The following is a 19,242-nucleotide window of genomic DNA, read 5'->3' as shown; positions in this document are numbered from 1 at the left end:
TCAGTCAATGGAATATCGAAAAATACAAGAAGCATTAGAATCATTGCAGAAGGGACGACTTGTTCTTGTTATAGACGACAAGGATAGAGAAAACGAAGGAGACTTAATTTGTTCCGCACAAGCAGCTACAACTGAAAATGTTAATTTCATGGCTACTTATGCCAAAGGATTAATTTGTATGCCTATGAGCGAACGTTTAGCTAATCAATTAATGCTCTCACCTATGGTTGAAAACAATACAGATAATCATAAGACTGCTTTTACAGTTTCAATTGATTATAAAGAAACGACCACAGGTATTTCTGCCGAGGAAAGAGGACTGACCGCACGTATGTGTGTATCCGAAGATATAACACCTTCTGATTTTCGCAGGCCAGGACATATGTTTCCTTTAATTGCAAAAAACGGTGGTGTTCTAGAAAGAAATGGACACACAGAAGCAACTGTTGATCTATTAAAATTAGCAGGACTAAAAGAGTGTGGCCTATGTTGTGAAATAATGAATCATGATGGCAAAATGATGAGAACAGATGATTTAATTCAGTTCTCGAAGAAACACAAGATCCCACTAATTACCATCAAAGAATTACAAGAATATAGAAAAGTATATGATCAGCTGGTAGAACGAGTTTCAACTGTCAATATGCCTACTAGATACGGTAATTTCAAAGCAATTAGCTATATAGATAAACTAAATGGGGAACATCATCTTGCTCTTATTATGGGAAATATAGAGGATGAAGGCAATGTATTATGTCGGGTCCACTCTGAATGTTTAACAGGAGATGTTTTAGGCTCTTTACGATGCGATTGTGGACAGCAATTCGATAAAGCTATGAAAATGATTGCTGAGAATGGTTCGGGGGTCTTACTTTACTTGCGACAGGAGGGACGAGGAATTGGACTTATCAATAAATTAAAAGCCTATCATTTACAAGATCAAGGAATGGATACGCTTGATGCCAATCTTGCATTAGGCTTTGAAGGTGATTTAAGAGAATATCATATTGGAGCACAAATGCTTAAAGACCTGGGACTACAGTCACTACATTTACTGACAAATAATCCCGACAAGGTTGAACAGTTAGAAAAATATGGAATTACCATTTCCAGTAGAATACCAATCGAAATAGAAGCCAATCCTTACGACAGTTTTTATTTAGAAACAAAGAAAAATCGAATGGGTCACATTTTAAATATGGAGGAAAAATAAATGAACACTTATGAAGGTAATTTAGTAGCGAACAATATTAAAATCGGTATTGTTGTAGCGAGATTTAATGAATTTATAACTTCAAAATTATTATCTGGAGCACTAGATAATCTCAAAAGAGAGAATGTAAACGAGAAAGATATCGAGGTAGCCTGGGTTCCAGGAGCTTTTGAAATACCACTGATTGCATCAAAAATGGCAAAAAGTAAAAAATATGATGCAATTATCTGCTTGGGAGCTGTCATTAGAGGTAGTACAAGTCATTATGATTATGTATGTAGCGAAGTATCTAAGGGAATCGCCCAAATCAGTTTAAATAGCGAAATCCCAGTTATGTTTGGTGTGCTAACGACAGATACAATTGAACAAGCCATAGAACGAGCTGGCACTAAAGCAGGCAATAAGGGTTCTGAGTGTGCACAAGGAGCTATTGAAATGGTCAACCTAATTCGTACATTAGACGCTTAGAACAGACTCTACTTTTAGACGAATAAAGAAACTTGGCAAAATCGCAATTTAATACTCTATGAAAATCACAGAGCAAACTAGGAAGCCAGTCGCAGATTGGTAAAACACAGCTTTGATGTTGCAAACAAAACTGGCAAAATTAGCTCAAAACACTGTTTTGAGATTACATATATAGTAGATTGAAATAAGATATGAACAAAGAGATTAGGAAAGTCAAATTAATTTCTAGAAACGTTTTAGAATCCTTATTGTACTATTCTAGGTTCAATATGCTATAAAACTGACGTGGTTTAAATAGATTTTCGACGAGTATTCGGAAAAAAGCAAATATTTCCATAATAAAACGCATAGAATCAAGGTTTTTGAACACCTGATTTTATGCGTTTTTCTGATTTTGAAAACTTTCCACAAAAGTTTTTTATATTTTAATATTTCCCCAGTTCACGAAGACTAGTATGATTTTCCTGAATACGTCGGAACATCTTTTCCATATCCGACTTGGTGAAATGCACTAAAACAGGGCGTCCATGGGGACAGTTATAAGGATTGTCACATTGAGAAAGTTGATAAAGGAGCTGTCTTGCCGAATGGTCGTCAATACGATGGTTGGCCTTGATAGACCGTTTGCAGGACATCATGATAGCCAGCTCTGCTCGGTATTTCTTGATAGAAACTTCCTTGGTCAAGAGGAGCATGTCGCACATTTCATAGATACCTGACTCAATCTCCTCCTCTGCCATCCAAATAGGATGTTCACGCAGAATAAATTGATTTTCTCCGTACTCTGCTAGAAAGACACCCACTTCCTCCAAAAGAGGCATTCTTTCCTTGAGACGAAGCGCATCATCCGCAGGAAATTCAAAGATGTAGGGCACTAGCAGTTGCTGCTGGCTCTGGTCAACATCACCAATGCTTTCACGGTATTCCTCGTACTTGACCCGTTCCTGAGCCGCGTGCTGGTCTATGATATAGAGCCCATCTCGCCCTTGGGCAAAGAGATAAGTCCCGTGCATTTGCCCGAAAAATTCCAACTCTGGGAAGCTGGATGATTCTTCTCGCTCCAGCTTGTCATAAGCCTTATCAAGACTCGCAAGGTCTAACTCTGGGTGATCTAGCTGGTCGTAGTTAGCAGGCTTTCTCTCTGCAAAATGCAGTTTAGCTGGCTTGGTTAGCTGATCCAAGGTTTCCTTGGCAAATAAAGTTAAATCCTGTCCTTCATCAGTCAATTCTACCTGATAATCAGCTACTTCAGCTTGACTGGATCTTATCGGCTCTGTTTTCTCATAGTAGAGCGTATTTTCTTTGAGTGGGAGAATAGTTTGCTCCACCTTCTCACGATTGCGCACGGTCGATTTGGCAAGGTTTTCCAAAGCATCAGGTATCAAGGTTTGCTCCTTGAGACTATTTGCAATAGCTTCTGAGACCAGCGTCATCAGTTCTTTTTCCTTAGAAATCCGCACCTCTTGCTTGGTTGGATGCACATTGACATCCGCTAGATAAGGGTCAATATGGATATGAATGACAGCCAGTGGAAAGCGTCCCACCATGAGCTTACTGCCATAACCGTCTAGAATAGCACGATTGAGTAAAAAGTTCTTGATATAACGGCCATTGATGAAGAGACTGATATAATTGCGATTGGCCCGAGTTAACTCAGGCAAGGACACAAAACCTGAAATTTCGAAATCTAGGTCAGAATTCTCAATTTCAATCATCTTCTTGGCACTCGCCAAACCGTAAATCCCTGCGATAGCTTGGCGCAGTTGACCAGTCCCTGCTGTCCGTGTCATTTCCTTGCCATCACTAATCAAGCTAAAAGAAATCTCAGGATGGGCCAAGCCCAGACGGTTGACAATATCAATGATATGAGACAACTCTGCTTGCTGGCTCTTCATATACTTAAGGCGGGCAGGCGTATTGAAAAAGAGATCCTCCACACAAACCTTGGTTCCCGCAGGACTAGTCGCTGGGATGACTTCTTCTACTTCTCCCCCACGTGCGACGAGCTTAGTCCCATGACTCGCACCATCCACCGCCGTCAACAGAGTCAGTACACTGACAGACGCGATAGAGGGCAGGGCTTCACCACGAAAACCAAGCGTCCGAATTCGAAAGAGATCTGCTTGATTTTTTATCTTACTGGTCGCATGACGACGCAGGGCCAATTCCACCTCATCGTGGGCAATTCCATGACCATTATCTGTGATTTGAATCTTCTTGAGACCAGCTTCCTCAATCTCAATGATAATCTGACTAGAACCCGCGTCAATGGCATTTTCTACCAACTCTTTGACCACACTGGCAGGACGTTCGATAACCTCTCCAGCTGCAATCTGGTTTGCCAGCACCTCTGGCAATTCAATAATATGAGACATCTTTCAGCCCCTTTCTGTATCTATTTTCCTAGAAATTGATTAGTGCTATTATACCATATTTCAGATAGGACAGAAAAGCTCCACCACATAGGATACAAATCCCTCCACATAGACAAAGTCCCTTGCCAAGCGACGTAAAATAGTGGTATACTCAATAAAAATCAAAGAGCAAACTAGAAAGCTAGGGGAGGGGAAAAAGTCTATGAAAAGATTAGCGGACGGCGTTTTGAGCGGACTTCAATTGTTGCAGGACAAGTAGACGGAGAGTTTATAGATCCCATGATTTAAGTATGACGAGCGGTTTCTTTGTGGAGTGGTTCAAAACGCAACTCCTGCCTGCTTTGAAGACACCTCATGTTATTGTCATGGACAATGCTAGTTTTCATCCCAAGAACATTTTGGATGAACTTTGCATTCAAGATAAACACTTTTTCTTACCTCTACCACCTTATTCACCAGATTTGAATCCTATTGAGCAAGCGTGGGCTATATTGAAAAAGAAAGTGACGGATTTATTAAGGGAAGTCCCAAATATTTTTGAATGTTTAGAGCGCTTTTTTAAAACTAACTAGCTATAAAAGAAACAATTATATGTTTGGAATAGACAAAAACCGAGATTAGCTCAGTTTTCATAGTGTTAACATGATTTTGTTAAGAATATCCACTTTATTAGAATAATCATTAATAAGAGCCAGTATGACCCCTAAGCAATTTTCAATGATATTCGGTGATTGATTTAGATTACCAAGTAAATTTTTACTATTTTGTAATTCTTCACGAAGCTTCTCTCTTACAAAAATTCTATTTTTTCCTGTGTAATTAAATGCACACATCATAATGCTCATTCCAGCATAACCATGGCAAAGATATGAATCATCATATTCCCAACTTCCACTACTATCAAATATCTCTAATAATTCATTGTACAAGTAGCTACTTATCTCTTGTTCAACTGGTAGTGAATATAGTAATAAAAGTATAGAAAGTCTACTGTTACACCATCCCATTTTTTTACCAAAAATTTCCTCAAATTTTTCTTTGTCTATAACTAGCTTCAAGTAACAATCCATCATTTTATTATATATTTCCTTTATTTCTTTAGATTCTTCTTTTTCCAAATAACTACGAAATATTTTCAAAAACGATACCATTCCATGTATAAGCGAAATATCAAAACTTTCTACATTTATTTCTTTTTTTATAACCCCTAATAATTTATTTAAACTTTTTTCTAAAATGTACAATTCCTTATGATTTATTGGTGTTTTTCTCTGAAAATAATAATATACAATTCCTAACAAGCCTCCAAAAAATTCATACTCTTTCTTTGAGTCCTTAAAAAAAGGAAGTAATACCAACATAGTATCACTTATAGTTTTATTGAAATATTGACTCAATAAATCAGAATACTCGCTATTCAACTTACTATGTTCTAACAAGAAAACAATACCGGTCATACCATTATAAAATGATAACTTAAATCTTGATTTATTAAGATATATTTCTTTTAAAATAAATTCATAGAACTGTTCATCAATGTAATCTATATATTCTGCATCTGATAAACAAGACAAAAAAAGTAATATATTATACAATATTTCTGGATAATTTTCATTATTCGATAGTTCTTTAAAATCTAGTTGCAGAAAATCCTGCTCAATTTTGTTCAGTATTCTTTCAATCATATTTGGTATAATTATCTGTATTAATTTCCGTTAGTATACGCTGTAAGGTGATGTTAGAAATTGTAGACTCTACAAGAGGATTATATTCAACCAAGTCCCAAATTATATTTTTTCCATATATTTTTTTGATTTCTTTTATTTGTCTGATAAAGTATACAAGATTTACTAAACTTAACCCCCCAGGCATTGGAAAGCTAACACCTGGAAAGTCCGATACATTTAGAACATCGACATCAAGACTAATGTAAATCGTATCAAATTTTTCAAAGTATTCTCTTATATTTTCTAGAATAATTTCTTTATTTTCATATACTGCGATATCATCATAAACTTTATATTTTCTAGGGGTAAGAACCTTATAATAATCGTGTCTAGTTCCTATTATCATACCACTCTCAATACTATCCTCTATCCAATTAAGAACATTCCAATTATAATATCCATCCGATATATCTCCTTTATCTAAATGAGCATCAAATATTATAATTCCGATACTTTTCTCAGTATCAATAATATGATCAAAAACAAAACTGGTAGTACAATGATCGCCGCCAAAAATAAATATGTCCTCTTCACTATACCGAGAAGATATTTTTGATTTCAATTCTGATATTACGTCACTATTTTCATAATCAGAGGCATTTATAAAGTTATTTTGTAAATAATACTTTCTCTCTAAATAGTTATTTCTAATAAAATTATTAAATCCACATTCGGATCCTGGTACTTTCGTTCGTCCTTTATAAGGTAAATTTATAAACATTTACTCCTCCTTAATCATTTATAATCAAACTTACATTTTAGATTTCTGGATAAATTTTTTATCCATCAAATATAGATAGAACAGTTGATAAATTTTCTCCTCATAAAATTTATTGAAAAAAATTTTATTTAAAAATAGATGTATATATCTCTTAGCAATTTCTATTTTTTCAGATGTATTAACTTTTCGTTTACTCTCAATTTCATTTGATAGTCCGACTAGATATTTACATTTTTTGAAAAGTTCCTCACTAAATGGAAAAACATCTAAATCTATATTTTTAATTTCTTTTTTTACATTTCTATATAACGAGTAATTTTTTGATACTTCAATGTCCTTAAAATGTTTAATTAATTCCGCAGTGTCTATTCCAAATGATTCAAAAATACTTTGTAGTATAAGTACATAATATTCTATCGGAAGTGTTCTCAAAATGGAATAATTAGAAATAACATAAAGAGAATCTAGTGTTAATATCTTCTCGATATTCCAAGCACTATCTGAACCACCAAGTAGTGAAAAATCTATTCGATACGGTAGCATCTCATACCGTGTTAGAAGTCCGTCGTCTATACTAGATGAAAAAAGTTTTATCATTAACATTAAGACTTTAATTTTATCCGTATCACTTGTTCCCAAAATTTTAATTCTAAATCGAATATGATATTCATCGTAGTAATATTGAACAAAATTTATACTATATTGAATATCGTCATCAATCAAATTTAAGAACCTCTTTAAAATATCTTCTACACAAATCGATGTCAATTCCTCTTTACAATACAAATGAAAACTAAACCAGTCTTTAGATACCAGATGTACTTCCTCCAAGCTACATTTTTTTTCTAAACACTGTGTACTATTATCTATATCTTTTGAAAATGCTATTATTTCATTAGAGCTTTTTAACTCCCCTAAGTACTCTGTTAAAACTACTTTATCTGTCTTTAATTTTTGTTTTACCTTCTCTATATCTCCTTTTTTATCTAAATTTATCAGTAACTCCATGTCTCCCTCTACTAAATTTACAAATTTCGGAACATTATAGTTTTTTATAAACTTATCAAAATTAGAATTTTTAGATAGCCTCCATGTTTCAGGATATACAATTATATCTTTATAGACTATTCTATTTTGATAATGTAAATACTCAATTGAAAAAACCTTATAGAAATCATAATACGATAATTGGTTGCAAAAAATACTATATAAAAATCGGGTTTGATTATTTAATAGATCTGGAGAAATTCTATTTCTTTTTACAACACGCATATTAGTACCTATTTTCTTAGAAAAAACTTGAAAATTATTCTTGTTATCTAAATATACATATACATCTGAAATATCAATATTTTTAAAAAATGGAAAATCTAATATCAAGTTATCTAAGGCATTCTCTCTCTTGATGTCATTTAATACTAAATTATTATAAAATTCATCAACTCCAATTAGAAGTTCGTTATAAAATTTTCTCTCTATCTCTAGCATATTGTGTATATTGAGATTTTCCTTAAAGTAAGACACATATTTCCCAGAAATCGAAAAAAAATTATCTGAGTATTGATTCCCATGCCATCTTAATTTAATCCTATTATCAACTTCATAAATTGAAAAAACTACTTCAGCAGTAGGAAAACTATCCTTGACTACCCGTCCTTGTTCAATTAAATTCTCTAATTTTATCTCTTCACCATTGGTAGTGTTCAAAATCTGATTCACTAAGTCATGTTGGAATTTATCTGTTCCATCATTAATATTTAAAGTTTCTCCCAAATAAGTACTCAAAATTGGGTTTGAATAGTTTGAAGGAGAACCTAACCCTTTAACTGAAAGCAATTCCGTTAAAGGCACTAAATTGTTACTACCATACAAATTATAAAATTTTCTTGTATATTCTTTCAGACTGAGCTCTTGCTTATATTTTAAATTAATAGTTAATAGTATATTAAGAAACTCTTCTATTTCATTCTTTATCTGATAATCCATCTGAAATCTCTGATGACTAATACATAAAATATTAAGCGGAGTATTTACCTTGCATATATCGTCCATAATACTATATAAATCCATCAGAATTCGACTCCCCTCTCCTAGAGGAATACTATTATATAATTTTATTTTTGATTTTATACAAGCAATTTGCCTTTTGAATTTTGCAGGTATTAATTCTATTCTATTAATAAAATCATCTATCAAATTTATTTTATTGTCTCTGGTTAATATCTCAAAACATTCAAAAAATAATATCTCACTATCTATCAATTGCTGTATATAGTCATAGATAGTATTTAATTCAAATCCCTTCTCTAATAACAAATTAACTAGGGAACTTATTTTTAAAGGTGTTTTACAAGTCTCGATAATGTCTGAAAGAACAATGTTTAAATCCGTCAAGACAATTTTTTGTATATCTGATTGGCAAAAATACAGCTTCTGATTTAACAGCTTTGTTCCGACACCTATTAAATTGGGATTTAAAAATACGAATAGTTCTTTTAATACATCTCGTTCTCTCAAAATCAATTTTAAAAAATCAAAAGCCCACTCTGTAGAAATATCTGTTATCTTTTCTACACTCTTTGATTCACATTTCAGATTTTCTTCTATCGCACCATGAGAAAATTCTCCTACTCCTACATATCCAAACGTGAAGAATGTTGAGGGACGTGTACAAAATCTAATAAAATAATTTTCTAAAGTTCGTAATAATCTTCTCTTATTTTTCTCTGGTTTTTTATAAAAATTTGATAGCTCCATAAAGAGAGTGCGATTACAAAGTAAAATTGCTTCTTGAAGTAAAACGTTTTTCCAAAGGTACTCATAGCAGCTGTCTATGTTATCAAATTTTAGCGAGTAATACTCCTTTAAAGCCCAATTATTACCTGTTTTTTGTCTATAAATATATTGAGGTAGTATTTCTTTTTTCATAAATTTTTCCTAGCAATTTAGTGTAATTATGATATTTTACCGTTAAGTAAGCATTCCTTCTTCAAGAGTTATCACTTCATCAAACATTGAGATAAAAGTATCTGATGGTTCGTGAGCAATACAAATAATCATTTTTTCCTGCAATGAGTCAACTAATTTTTCAATACGCAATCTATTTTCTTTATCTAGGGACGATGTAACCTCATCCAAAAGTAAAATTTCCTTATTCGCAAGCAGAGATCTAGCAAAATCTAGTCTCCTCTCTTGTCCTCCAGATAACTTATTTTTGATGGGATCCTCTAAATTAATATTTTCTAAGCTTACCTTTTGTAGCACTTGATGAATTAGACTTTTATCATAGTCTTTATACATTGTCAAATTATCAATAGCTGGTTTATCAAAAATAAATGTTTTCTGCTCCACGTAAGCAACTGATGAGTAATCTAACTTAATGCTAGTTAAATCCTGTCCATTAACTAAAATATTACCATTAGTATTAAAACCATCTGGTATCAAACCTATTAATGCATTCAAAAGTGTACTTTTCCCACTACCACTTTTTCCAACAATAAGATACTTTTTACCCACCTTAAATGTTAAATTTATATTTTGTAATATATTTTGTTTCTCACCTAATATTCCGAAATCAACAAGTTCAATTGTATTAATTTTTACATTTTCTGTCTTGGTGGAATCCTCTGGTACTTGATGTATAGTTTCAACTAGGTCGTTAACCAATTTTTTTGAAGACAATATATCAGTATAGCTATGCTTCATGTTTGTAATTGGGTATGTAATATACATCACTAATTGACGAAGTCCGATAAATTCTCCTAGAGAAAGTCTTCCCTTGAGTACAAAAAATCCTCCTACTACCCAAGCACCCTGATTTACAAGCATTGTTATTGCATAAGATATTGCCCCTATTAAATTTGCCTTTTTGTAATAAGCTACATTAGTTTGTTCTAACTGCTTACTTTTTGAATTCACTATATCAATGAAAGAGTGCACTGCATTAAATAGTTTGACTGTCTTTAAACCAGAGTAAAAATCTGATACCACATTAAAATAATTTTCTTTTGATTTTACACTTACACCTCTTGCATTTTGTAAAGAATTTTGAGTTAACAAAGGATAAAAAAGAGGAAGTAAACTCAAAACGACCATTATGATAGTATATGACGGTTGTATAAACAAAGATATGACTGAGGCAAAAATAAAAACTAAAATATCATTAGTTATACTAATAATTTGCTCTAAATATTGTTTTTCTAAGACTTCTAATTCATTAGTATAGGTTGAAATATGCATTTCAGGATTACTACGATAAACATCAATCAATGGTTTTCTTCCGTTACTATCAGTCAAATCACTTCGTATATCATGTAAAATTTTTTGAATTAATTTCTGATTTGAAACTTCAACACAGTAGTCCATTGCAGAATCAAAAACTATGTAGACTAGCAACAACACTACATATAAGATGAATGTTTTTGAATTAACATTTGAAATAGAATCAATAATGCCTTCTAGCACAAAAGCCAAGCTCAGTACAGAAATTGCTCCAATAATATTTACTATTAAGAATTGACCTACTAAAAAGGGATTTTGATAAAAATATTTTTTCATTCGAGATTCTTTTATAACTTCTTTAATTAATTAACCTAATAAAAATCAGGAGCGATAATAATTATCACCCCTGACTCAACAAAATGCACTTTAACATGCACGCTGACTTGGCTGATTTCTTCCCATCAAGATAGCAGCTACATCAATGTCGTCAACATCAATAGAAATATCTTCTTGTTTTAAAGTAAGCTCTGTATTTTCCATAGCATGTTTATCCTTCCATAAATAGATTTAAGATTTTTATCCGGTGAGGAGAAATCTTATCAAACCTCATAATGTCGTTATAGATTAGTCTGAACAGTTAGAGAGCTTTCCCATTCGCAGGACCAGGATCAATCCCTCTAGCCATCTTATGAACTTGAGGTGTTCTCGTAATTCCTAACAGAATTAAGCCAATAGCTAATACAGCAACTATTTTCTTAAACAAACTTCTCATATGCCTCTCCTTTTTTTCTTTCATTTATTTTATCACTTCAAAATTAGCTCGTCAAGTGTTTTTATAATATTTTTTTATTTTTTTTGTTTTGATACTTTTTTGTATCTTGGATAGATTTAAAAAACGATGCTCACTTGAACACCGTATTCATTATTCTGTTATATCTGCAATGTAATGCTCAACTTTTAAAGCCATTGACATGTTTTCCTCTAATTTATAAAGGAAATGAGCTGTCTCAAAATATTCTTTCACTGAACTTTTAGAAGAAAAATTTTCACTTACGTTTCCCATCAATAAGTACAAATCAGCCAAAAGATAATTCGTTCTGTAAGCCTTACATTGTTTTATAGTAGCTGTAATTTTAGTAATAGCTTCTTCAATATTTTTCTGTAACCATAGATAACGACAAACATTGTAGTTAAACTTAATAGATAGCTCTAACTCTTCGATTGTACTCAAATTGAGTTGATTTACTCGATACTCTAGTTTTTCACGAATTTTATTGAAACGATCTAAATCTCCAATATCATAGTAAAAATTGAATAGGGTGTTTGAAACTTGGAGATAGTTCAAATCAGATGCACTTAACTGTGATAATACCTCCTCTAATCGTACAATCGCATCTTCTTTCTGTCCGTAAAAATAAAAATCTATCAGAGATTTTATCCATTCCATGTAGATTTTATCTGCTAAAGATAAGCGGTGAGCTTTTACATTCTCCAATTCATATATATATTTCAAAGACTCATAATTGCGATTTGTAATAAATGTCTGTGCTAATTTCTTAAATTCTGATAACTCCTCAACTTTCTCTACAACCTGCTCATCAAAAAAATAATCCATACTGACTTTTAACTTCTTAGCAAGGGCATGCAGGAAATCTGCTCCCGGGGTAAACTCTCCGCTCTCTAATCGACTGATTTGCCCCTGTTTACAGATACCTTCAGCTAGTTCTCGCTGAGACATTTTTAATTCTTTTCGTCTATTTTTTAATCTTGTTGCTAATAGTGTGCCCACGTTTGCATCTTCCTCTTCTATTTGATTTCAGTTTTAATTGTAACATGATTAAATCTAAAATTCAAATCAATGATTTGAAAGATACAAATTGTAGATAAAATCTATTTTGTAGTTCATCGTCAACTTATTTACTTTCCATTTTTTCATTCAAACGCTTTATAAACTTATTCAACTTCAACGCCACTTTTCATACCTATCACTTTCTAATTCCAACTGTTCCCCTAGTTCTTTCAGCCCCTTTCCGTATCTATTTTCCTAGAAATTGATAGTGCTATTATACCATATTTCAGACAGGACAGAAAAGCAAGCGCCACATAGGAACCAAATCCCTCCACATAGACAAAGTCCCTTGCAAGGGGCTGAAAAATAGTGTTTAATAAAGGTGTACAAGAAGTGATCACAATTTTGTATGAAAAACAAGGAGAGAAATTTATGAAAGTAGAACTACAGATTAGTGAGACTTACGAAGAGGAAAAGCTGATTGTTCAAGCACCTCAAGAAACCGATAAAATCCAGAAAGTCATCGAGTTCGCAGAAAATCTGGATCTAACAGAAAAAATCAAAGGGAAAATCGATAATCAGGTCTATCTCGTTGAGATTGGTAAGATACAACGCTTCTATATCGAGAATCGGAAGGTTCTAGCAGAAACGGCGAGTCAGACCTACAGCATTGATTTACGGCTCTATCAGGTTCTTGAACTTTTGCCAAGCAATTTTATCCAAATTTCCCAATCAGAAATCATCAATATCAATTCCATCTCTCATCTCAAGCTCACCCCCAACGGCCTAGTAGAAATTTTCTTGAAAAACGAAAGCTTCACCTACTCTTCACGCCGTTATCTAAAAACCATCAAGGAGAAATTAGAACTATGAAAAAACAAATCTTCCACGACGCAGCTACTGGTGTCCTCATCGGCCTCATCCTCTCTATCATCTTTTCACTCATTTATGCACCAAATACCTACGCTCCACTAAGTTCCGACTCTCTCATCGGCCAAGTGATGACCCAACATCAGATTCACGGTGCCCTGGTCTTGCTCTACTGCACACTGATCTGGGCAGTCATCGGTATTCTCTTCAACTTTGGCAAGCGATTATTCAGCCGTGACTGGAGCTTGCTCCGTGCAACTCTGACCCATTTCTTCCTTATGCTAGTAGGCTTTATCCCATTAGCAACCCTAGCAGGTTGGTTCCCCTTCCACTGGATTTTCTATCTCCAACTCATTATCGAGTTTGCGATTGTCTACCTCATCATTTGGACTATTTCCTATAAAAGAGCATCAAAAAAAGTAGACCATATCAATCAACTCTTGGAGCATAGAAAGTAAGAGTTCTGATAGAATTGCCTAGGATAGTAAAAAGAGAGGCTGAGACAAAAAGATTCTGATTTTGGGAATTCTTTATTATAAAATTTTAATACTCTTCGAAAATCTCTTCAAAGCACGTCAGCTTCGCCTTGCCGTACTCAAGTACAGCCTACGGCTAGCTTCCTAGTTTGCTCTTTGATTTTCATTGAGTATAAAATCGATAGGTTAGACAAAAAAACGAACAAAACAGAATTCTAAGTTTCAGATAACTCGTTTTGTTCGCTTTTTATATTTAAGATTAGACTTTTGTCCCAGCCTCTTCCAACTCATACAAATCTGCAATAATCGCTGCGACATGTTTGATATCTCCCAGCATGCCTCGCATTTCAAAGTCAGCCAATACAGGAAAATCAAAACGTTGACTATATTGCTTGGCTGTCAGGCAGTATTGGTTATTAAAGTTACGATTTCCTGAACCAACCACACCAAAACACTTACTAGCATTGTCACCATAGGCGATAAAATCCCCAACGGGTGTCGTCAAAATCTCGACATCTCCGTTATCAACGCCATTCCCACCTTCGAGATAGGTCGGCAAAAAAGCGACATAAGGATGGTCCATTTCATAGAAATCTTGGCCTTCCTTGACCAAATCCTTGATATGAATCTTTTGGACCTCAATTCCCTCGTACTGGGACAAGAGATAGTCTTTCAAGCGCGTCACAAAACTTTCAGTATTGCCACTCAGACTAATATAAACTAAAGAAATTGTCTTCATATGTACCTCCATGATTTTATTTTTAATCGAAAAAGAACTACCAAGATTGTAACCTGATAGCTCTTTTTTGTCAATACTTAAGCAAGTTCTTCTGTTTCCTCTTCTTCAGTCAAGGCTCTCTGTTGACGCCACATCTTATAGAAGACAAGGGCTAGGAAGAGAACATTGATGACAATATAGAAAATGCTAACAGCTTTTGAACCAACGCTTATTCCCAAACGCATAGTCTCATCTTGAACCAACTGCACAGCGTCCTGTAAACCAACATAGCCATAAATCGAACCGATAATAGCTAACAAAACATAGCCAACATAAGTATAGTTTGCATATTGCAAATTCTTACGAATAAGGAACACAATCGCTACTACCACTAAAATAGCAGATAGCACAATCAAGGCAACATTAAAAATAGAATGAGACGCTTCTGCCACTCTATAGGTGTAATTAAGCTGGTCTTCTAATTGCTGAGCACTGACCCCTGCAACTTGTTTCTGAGCGGCACGAAGAGCTTCTTTGCTAGGCAAGGGACTCAACATTCCAAACAGAGACATAGCTGAAATAAGAGCAGACAAGATTAACAAGACCCATAGATAAATCGGTTTCTTTTTCATGATAGAACCTCCTGATATTATTATTTATATTATAGATTATAGCACTTTTTGTAAAGGGATACAAATCTTATAGTATAGTTTCTACCTGTTTTCGGTAGGCTTTGGGAGACTTTCCGTACAATTTTCGGAACACTTTATAGAAATATCCAACGTTACTGTAACCAACAGCATAACAAATATCTTCGATGCTGTCACTAGTCGAAAGCAAGAGTTGCTGGGCAGCCTTAATGCGTTGTTTGTTTAGTAATTCTGCGAAGGTTGAATTGGTTTAAGCAATACAGTAAAACGATTTAAAATTAACAAATCTATAAAAAATTTAGTTTTATACTCAATGAAAATCAAAAAGCAAACTAGGAAACTAGCCGCAGGCTGTACTTGAGTACGGCAAGACGACGTTGACGCAGTTTGAATTTGATTTTCGAAGAGTATGACAAGCAAACAATAACACTTTCTCCCCATTTACAATCCCATCAAACCATGGTACAATGAAAATTATGAAGAAATTATCAGGAGACAATTCATGAAAAAATCTATCTTAACGACTCTGCTTTTTGCAGTTCTTTACTTCCTCTGCATGGGGATTGGTGTCCTTTTGGGAAATCTCTTTGACCAAACTGGCAATATGTTTTATGCGCCTGCCTTTACTGCCCTTGTCGGCGGTAGCGCCTATATGATTCTGGTCGCAAAAGTTCCGCGCTTTGGAGCCATTACCACTATTGGCCTTGTTATTGCCCTCTTTTTCTTGGGGACTAAACACGGTGCCGGTGCCTTCCTTCCTGGAATTATCTGTGGTCTCCTAGCAGATGGAGTAGCTCATTTAGGCAAATACAAGGATCAAACCAAGAACTTCCTTTCTTTCGTTATTTTCGCCTTTAGCTCAACAGGGCCTATCTTACTTATGTGGATTACTCCCAAAGCCTATATGGCAACCCTTCTGGCAAGAGGAAAATCCCAAGAATATATCGACCGTATCATGGTTGCGCCAAATTCTGGAACCATCCTTCTATTTGTCGCAAGTGTTGTCATCGGAGCCCTAGTGGGTGCCTTGATTGGACAAGCTTTGAGTAAAAAATTTGCGCAGAAAATCTAGTAAATAAAAAAGAGCCAGAAGGCTCTTTTTTATTTATGGCTCAAGACTTAGTCAAGAAGTCTCCCAAGAATTGATACTCTTCGAAAATCTCTTCAAACCACGTCAACGTCGCCTTGTCGTAGGTAGGGTTACTGACTTCGTCAGTCTTATCTACAACCTCAAAGCAGTACTTTGAGCAACCTGCAGCTAGTTTCCTACTTTGCTCTTTGATTTTCATTGAGTATGAATTTAAAGATAATCAAAATGATAATGATGGTTGCCAAAATAGTTTTATCGTGATTGTAGCGATTAAATCCATAAGCGATGGCTACGTTACCAATACCAGCAGCTCCAACTCCCCCCGCCATAGCTGTTTCCCCAACAAGGGAAATCAAGGTCACAGTCGTCACACGGATCAAATCTGGAAGACCTTCTAGTAAGCCTGATTTTCCTAGGTTAAAATTTTTTACCTGAAAAACTTCTTTTTTCTAGTGATAAAATCAACCCTATCACACTCACTACCAAAAACACCCACCAACAAAGTCTGATATCTTGTAAAGCTAAGAAGGAAAATACAGACATCCCCAAGGGTAATGTTAGGGAAAAAATCATACTCAAGAGATTATTACTTCGAGCTAATACATCTGCGCTCAAATTAGACAGTAACAGAGTATCTAATTTAGGCATTGATTTCGACATCAAATACATGACAAAAGCTAAGCAAACAACACCTATTAGAGGAGAAAAATCTAAAATATTAGCAGTAGCAAGCAAGACAAACAGAATTGCATTAAGCGATAGTAAACTTGAAAACGACAATTTCCCAAAATAATCATGGGGAGTTAGGCTACCAAGAATAGCTCCTCCCAAGCTAACACATTCAATTAAAAATAGGGCTTGAGCATAGCTGAGATGATAGATAGTATGGTCTAATAAGTAAAAGTGATAAATACCTCCAACAGCTCCTCCCAAGGTATTCATCACTAAAATGACAAGGATCATTTTAAGCAATGATTTACTTTCTCTCTGTCTAAAGATATCATCCATGTCCGCATAGATTGCCTTAACTTGTTGAAGTAAACTAATCGACTTATCCTCTACCGTTACAGACAAATGCGTCAATTCTCTTCTATTTTTGAACAAAATGAGAGAAGATAGTAAAAAGAAGCCAGCATTCACAATTGCAACAAAAGAAAAATTTTGATGACTGGTTGTGAGTAACCATACTCCTAAGGACTGACCTCCTAGATTTGATAAATAGGAAACAAACTGAGTAAAGGAATAAGCTTCATAGAGCTTATCTTCCGAAATGTTATGCTGGATAATCGGCATACGCAGGCCTGCTGTATAATCTGATAAAATATCCGAACAGATATTAACCATACAGATAAAAGCAAACGTTACGAAGTTCTGGTCATGAATCACACTAGCAATCAAAAGAAATAGCAGACTTTGCACACAACCAACCCAGATAATTGTCCCTGCTTTATTCCGAGTATGATCAGCCTTAATCCCAACATAAAAAGTAAATAGAAAAGGTAAAATCGTAATCATATTCGCCATAAATACAGCTATATTTTTAAAGGGTAGACTCGCAGCATAAACGATAAATACCAGATTATAAATATAAGCTCCACTTGAGCTCAAAAACCTTGATAAGGTCAGTATTCTAAATAAATGATGTCTTAAAAATAGTTTCATAACAGGCCTTTCTCACATTTCAAAGAGTATTTCATTGAAACCAGTCTAACAAAAAAAGTGGGACTCCCCACTTTTTTGTAATATATTTTTTTCTGAAAAAAGAAACTCTAGCGCCTAGAAACTACTAATTATCACTCCATCTACAAGGCTATTTATTTCTCATCAGTCGATGTAACGAGAATATATTACAAATCTTCATTTGAAAGCTGATTTGCAAAATAGTTTTCATAATATCTTGCACCATCTACATACTCTAAATCTTGTAAGATTGTAATGCCTCTCTGAATTTTTTCAAGACCCTTATTTTTTACATTAAAAATAGTATCATAATACCCTTTAGCAATCATATAAATGATTTTAAGATAAGCTTGAGATTCTGGCAATTCTCGTTTTTCAATCTGAAAGATAAAATAATCTGCTTTTAATTTATCCTTTTCCTCTATCGCTTTAAAGAGTCCATTAATTAAAATGGTGTCAATACCAACTTTGTTACTAGGTAAAGAGCCTAATAAATCCGTCTTTTGTAACATCTCCCTAGAATATTTAAAATAGAGGGGCAGAGGGAACAAAGTAGAAATCGTTGAAAATAATTCCAATTCATAATTTCCCCAGATGTCAATAGTAAAAAAATAGTCATAGAGAAAAGTCAATTCTTCATCCGTTGCCCTTATTTCTGAATCAAAAAACACAAGAAGGCTTTTGATACGAATCATTTGTAAGAGATAGCTCTTTTCACCACTTGAACTATACTTTTGAGTCGTCTCTTCATACAAGGAGTGGAGAGAATCAATCCCTTCTCTGTCATATAAATCCCAAAGATTTTCTTGAAAAGCCAAAACCTTTTTCTGAGAAAAACCACGTACCAAGTACATAAATTCATTCAAATCAGAGTGGATGTTATCTAAGGCAGTAATCAATTTCATAGAGGATAAGTCTGCTTCTCCACGCTCAAATTTGCTCAGCATGGAATAAGTAAACTCTCCTCCCGTCGCCTCCTGTAGAGATACATTCCGACTCTTTCTCAATTCTTTAAAAACTTCTCCCAGATTTTGCATATTGACTCCCCACAATTCTTAACTCTCTAACTCATAAAAGTAACGGTTGATAGCAACCAGTACAGAGAATTTTAAGTCTTGACTATAACGACAACTCCTATGAATGATGTACAGATTGCCTAGCTCTTTTTTATTTATGGCTCAATTTCTTAGTCAAGAAATCTCCCAAGAATTGGATTGCAAAGATAATCAAAATGATAATGATGG

The 19,242-nt window shown here is 34.2% G+C and carries 16 protein-coding genes and 4 pseudogenes; 6 read left to right on the top strand and 14 right to left on the bottom strand.

Annotated elements, in window-relative coordinates:
• The first annotated feature begins 7 nt into the window (after positions 1–7).
• Positions 8–1,213: a bifunctional 3,4-dihydroxy-2-butanone-4-phosphate synthase/GTP cyclohydrolase II gene (locus RYL77_RS05715; protein WP_315010491.1), complete on the top strand. Its 1,206-nt coding sequence runs from the start codon at positions 8–10 to the stop codon at positions 1,211–1,213.
• Positions 1,214–1,681 (top strand): 6,7-dimethyl-8-ribityllumazine synthase, encoded by a 468-nt coding sequence (gene ribE / locus RYL77_RS05710; protein ID WP_042901738.1) that lies wholly within the window; start codon positions 1,214–1,216, stop codon positions 1,679–1,681.
• Between the two features lie 425 nt (positions 1,682–2,106).
• Here the strand turns inward: ribE and mutL are convergent, their stop codons facing one another.
• Complete coding sequence (mutL, locus tag RYL77_RS05705) at positions 2,107–4,056, bottom strand: DNA mismatch repair endonuclease MutL (protein WP_315010489.1); 1,950 nt, start codon at positions 4,054–4,056, stop codon at positions 2,107–2,109.
• Between the two features lie 177 nt (positions 4,057–4,233).
• Here mutL and RYL77_RS05700 point away from each other — a divergent pair.
• Positions 4,234–4,628: pseudogene (locus RYL77_RS05700) on the top strand (transposase); the annotation flags it as partial.
• A gap of 57 nt (positions 4,629–4,685) precedes the next feature.
• On the opposite strand, the gene RYL77_RS05695 reads toward RYL77_RS05700, so the two are convergent.
• From RYL77_RS05695 to RYL77_RS05670, 6 genes are all read right to left on the bottom strand, one after another.
• Entirely contained in the window at positions 4,686–5,741 is a 1,056-nt protein-coding gene (locus RYL77_RS05695; RefSeq protein ID WP_315010487.1) for a lanthionine synthetase LanC family protein, read from the bottom strand.
• Positions 5,734–6,504 carry an arginase family protein gene (locus tag RYL77_RS05690; RefSeq protein ID WP_315010485.1) on the bottom strand — a complete coding sequence of 257 codons (771 nt, stop codon included), beginning with the start codon at positions 6,502–6,504 and terminating at the stop codon, positions 5,734–5,736. The genes RYL77_RS05695 and RYL77_RS05690 overlap by 8 nt, the downstream gene beginning before the upstream one ends.
• Positions 6,505–6,534: 30 nt before the next feature.
• The gene (locus RYL77_RS05685; protein WP_315010483.1) at positions 6,535–9,432 is read right to left on the bottom strand and encodes a lantibiotic dehydratase; all 2,898 of its coding nucleotides are present in this window, start codon (positions 9,430–9,432) and stop codon (positions 6,535–6,537) included.
• A 42-nt stretch (positions 9,433–9,474) separates the two neighbouring features.
• The gene (locus RYL77_RS05680; protein WP_314414796.1) at positions 9,475–11,061 is read right to left on the bottom strand and encodes an ABC transporter ATP-binding protein; all 1,587 of its coding nucleotides are present in this window, start codon (positions 11,059–11,061) and stop codon (positions 9,475–9,477) included.
• A gap of 301 nt (positions 11,062–11,362) precedes the next feature.
• Complete coding sequence (locus tag RYL77_RS05675) at positions 11,363–11,497, bottom strand: hypothetical protein (protein ID WP_315010480.1); 135 nt, start codon at positions 11,495–11,497, stop codon at positions 11,363–11,365.
• A gap of 150 nt (positions 11,498–11,647) precedes the next feature.
• Complete coding sequence (locus RYL77_RS05670) at positions 11,648–12,514, bottom strand: helix-turn-helix transcriptional regulator (protein WP_315010479.1); 867 nt, start codon at positions 12,512–12,514, stop codon at positions 11,648–11,650.
• Between the two features lie 432 nt (positions 12,515–12,946).
• On the opposite strand from RYL77_RS05670, the gene RYL77_RS05665 reads away from it, so the two are divergent.
• Together RYL77_RS05665 and RYL77_RS05660 are read left to right on the top strand one after the other, a co-directional pair.
• On the top strand, positions 12,947–13,387 hold the full coding sequence (locus RYL77_RS05665; protein WP_315010477.1) for a LytTR family DNA-binding domain-containing protein: 441 nt from the start codon (positions 12,947–12,949) through the stop codon (positions 13,385–13,387).
• A complete protein-coding gene (locus tag RYL77_RS05660) occupies positions 13,384–13,842 on the top strand; it encodes a DUF3021 domain-containing protein (protein WP_125410848.1) in 459 nt (152 codons plus the stop codon). The genes RYL77_RS05665 and RYL77_RS05660 overlap by 4 nt, the downstream gene beginning before the upstream one ends.
• Before the next feature lie 277 nt (positions 13,843–14,119).
• On the opposite strand, the gene nrdI is transcribed toward RYL77_RS05660, so the two are convergent.
• The 3 genes and pseudogenes from nrdI to RYL77_RS05645 form a co-directional block, all read right to left on the bottom strand.
• A complete protein-coding gene (gene nrdI, locus RYL77_RS05655) occupies positions 14,120–14,599 on the bottom strand; it encodes a class Ib ribonucleoside-diphosphate reductase assembly flavoprotein NrdI (protein ID WP_315010474.1) in 480 nt (159 codons plus the stop codon).
• 77 nt (positions 14,600–14,676) lie between these two features.
• Positions 14,677–15,210 carry an ABC transporter permease gene (locus RYL77_RS05650; RefSeq protein WP_315010473.1) on the bottom strand — a complete coding sequence of 178 codons (534 nt, stop codon included), beginning with the start codon at positions 15,208–15,210 and terminating at the stop codon, positions 14,677–14,679.
• A gap of 67 nt (positions 15,211–15,277) precedes the next feature.
• Positions 15,278–15,478 (bottom strand): annotated as a pseudogene (locus tag RYL77_RS05645) (helix-turn-helix domain-containing protein); the annotation flags it as partial.
• A 252-nt stretch (positions 15,479–15,730) separates the two neighbouring features.
• Here RYL77_RS05645 and RYL77_RS05640 point away from each other — a divergent pair.
• Positions 15,731–16,300, top strand: coding sequence for an MptD family putative ECF transporter S component (locus tag RYL77_RS05640; RefSeq protein WP_315010470.1), 570 nt, complete (start codon positions 15,731–15,733; stop codon positions 16,298–16,300).
• A 194-nt stretch (positions 16,301–16,494) separates the two neighbouring features.
• Here the strand turns inward: RYL77_RS05640 and RYL77_RS05635 are convergent.
• The 4 genes and pseudogenes from RYL77_RS05635 to RYL77_RS05620 form a co-directional block, all read right to left on the bottom strand.
• Positions 16,495–16,719 (bottom strand): annotated as a pseudogene (locus tag RYL77_RS05635) (hypothetical protein); the annotation flags it as partial.
• Between the two features lie 16 nt (positions 16,720–16,735).
• Positions 16,736–17,980, bottom strand: a complete 1,245-nt coding sequence (locus RYL77_RS05630; RefSeq protein ID WP_315010469.1) for a transporter — start codon at positions 17,978–17,980, stop codon at positions 16,736–16,738.
• Positions 17,981–18,165: 185 nt separating this feature from the next.
• Positions 18,166–19,035 (bottom strand): Rgg/GadR/MutR family transcriptional regulator, encoded by an 870-nt coding sequence (locus RYL77_RS05625; protein ID WP_315010467.1) that lies wholly within the window; start codon positions 19,033–19,035, stop codon positions 18,166–18,168.
• Between the two features lie 130 nt (positions 19,036–19,165).
• A pseudogene (locus RYL77_RS05620) lies at positions 19,166–19,242 on the bottom strand (ABC transporter permease); the annotation flags it as partial.

The organism is uncultured Streptococcus sp., assembly GCF_963516515.1.
GTDB lineage: Bacteria > Bacillota > Bacilli > Lactobacillales > Streptococcaceae > Streptococcus.
Note: the sequence above shows the minus strand (reverse complement) of the source record. Positions and strands in the feature narration are given on the sequence as shown.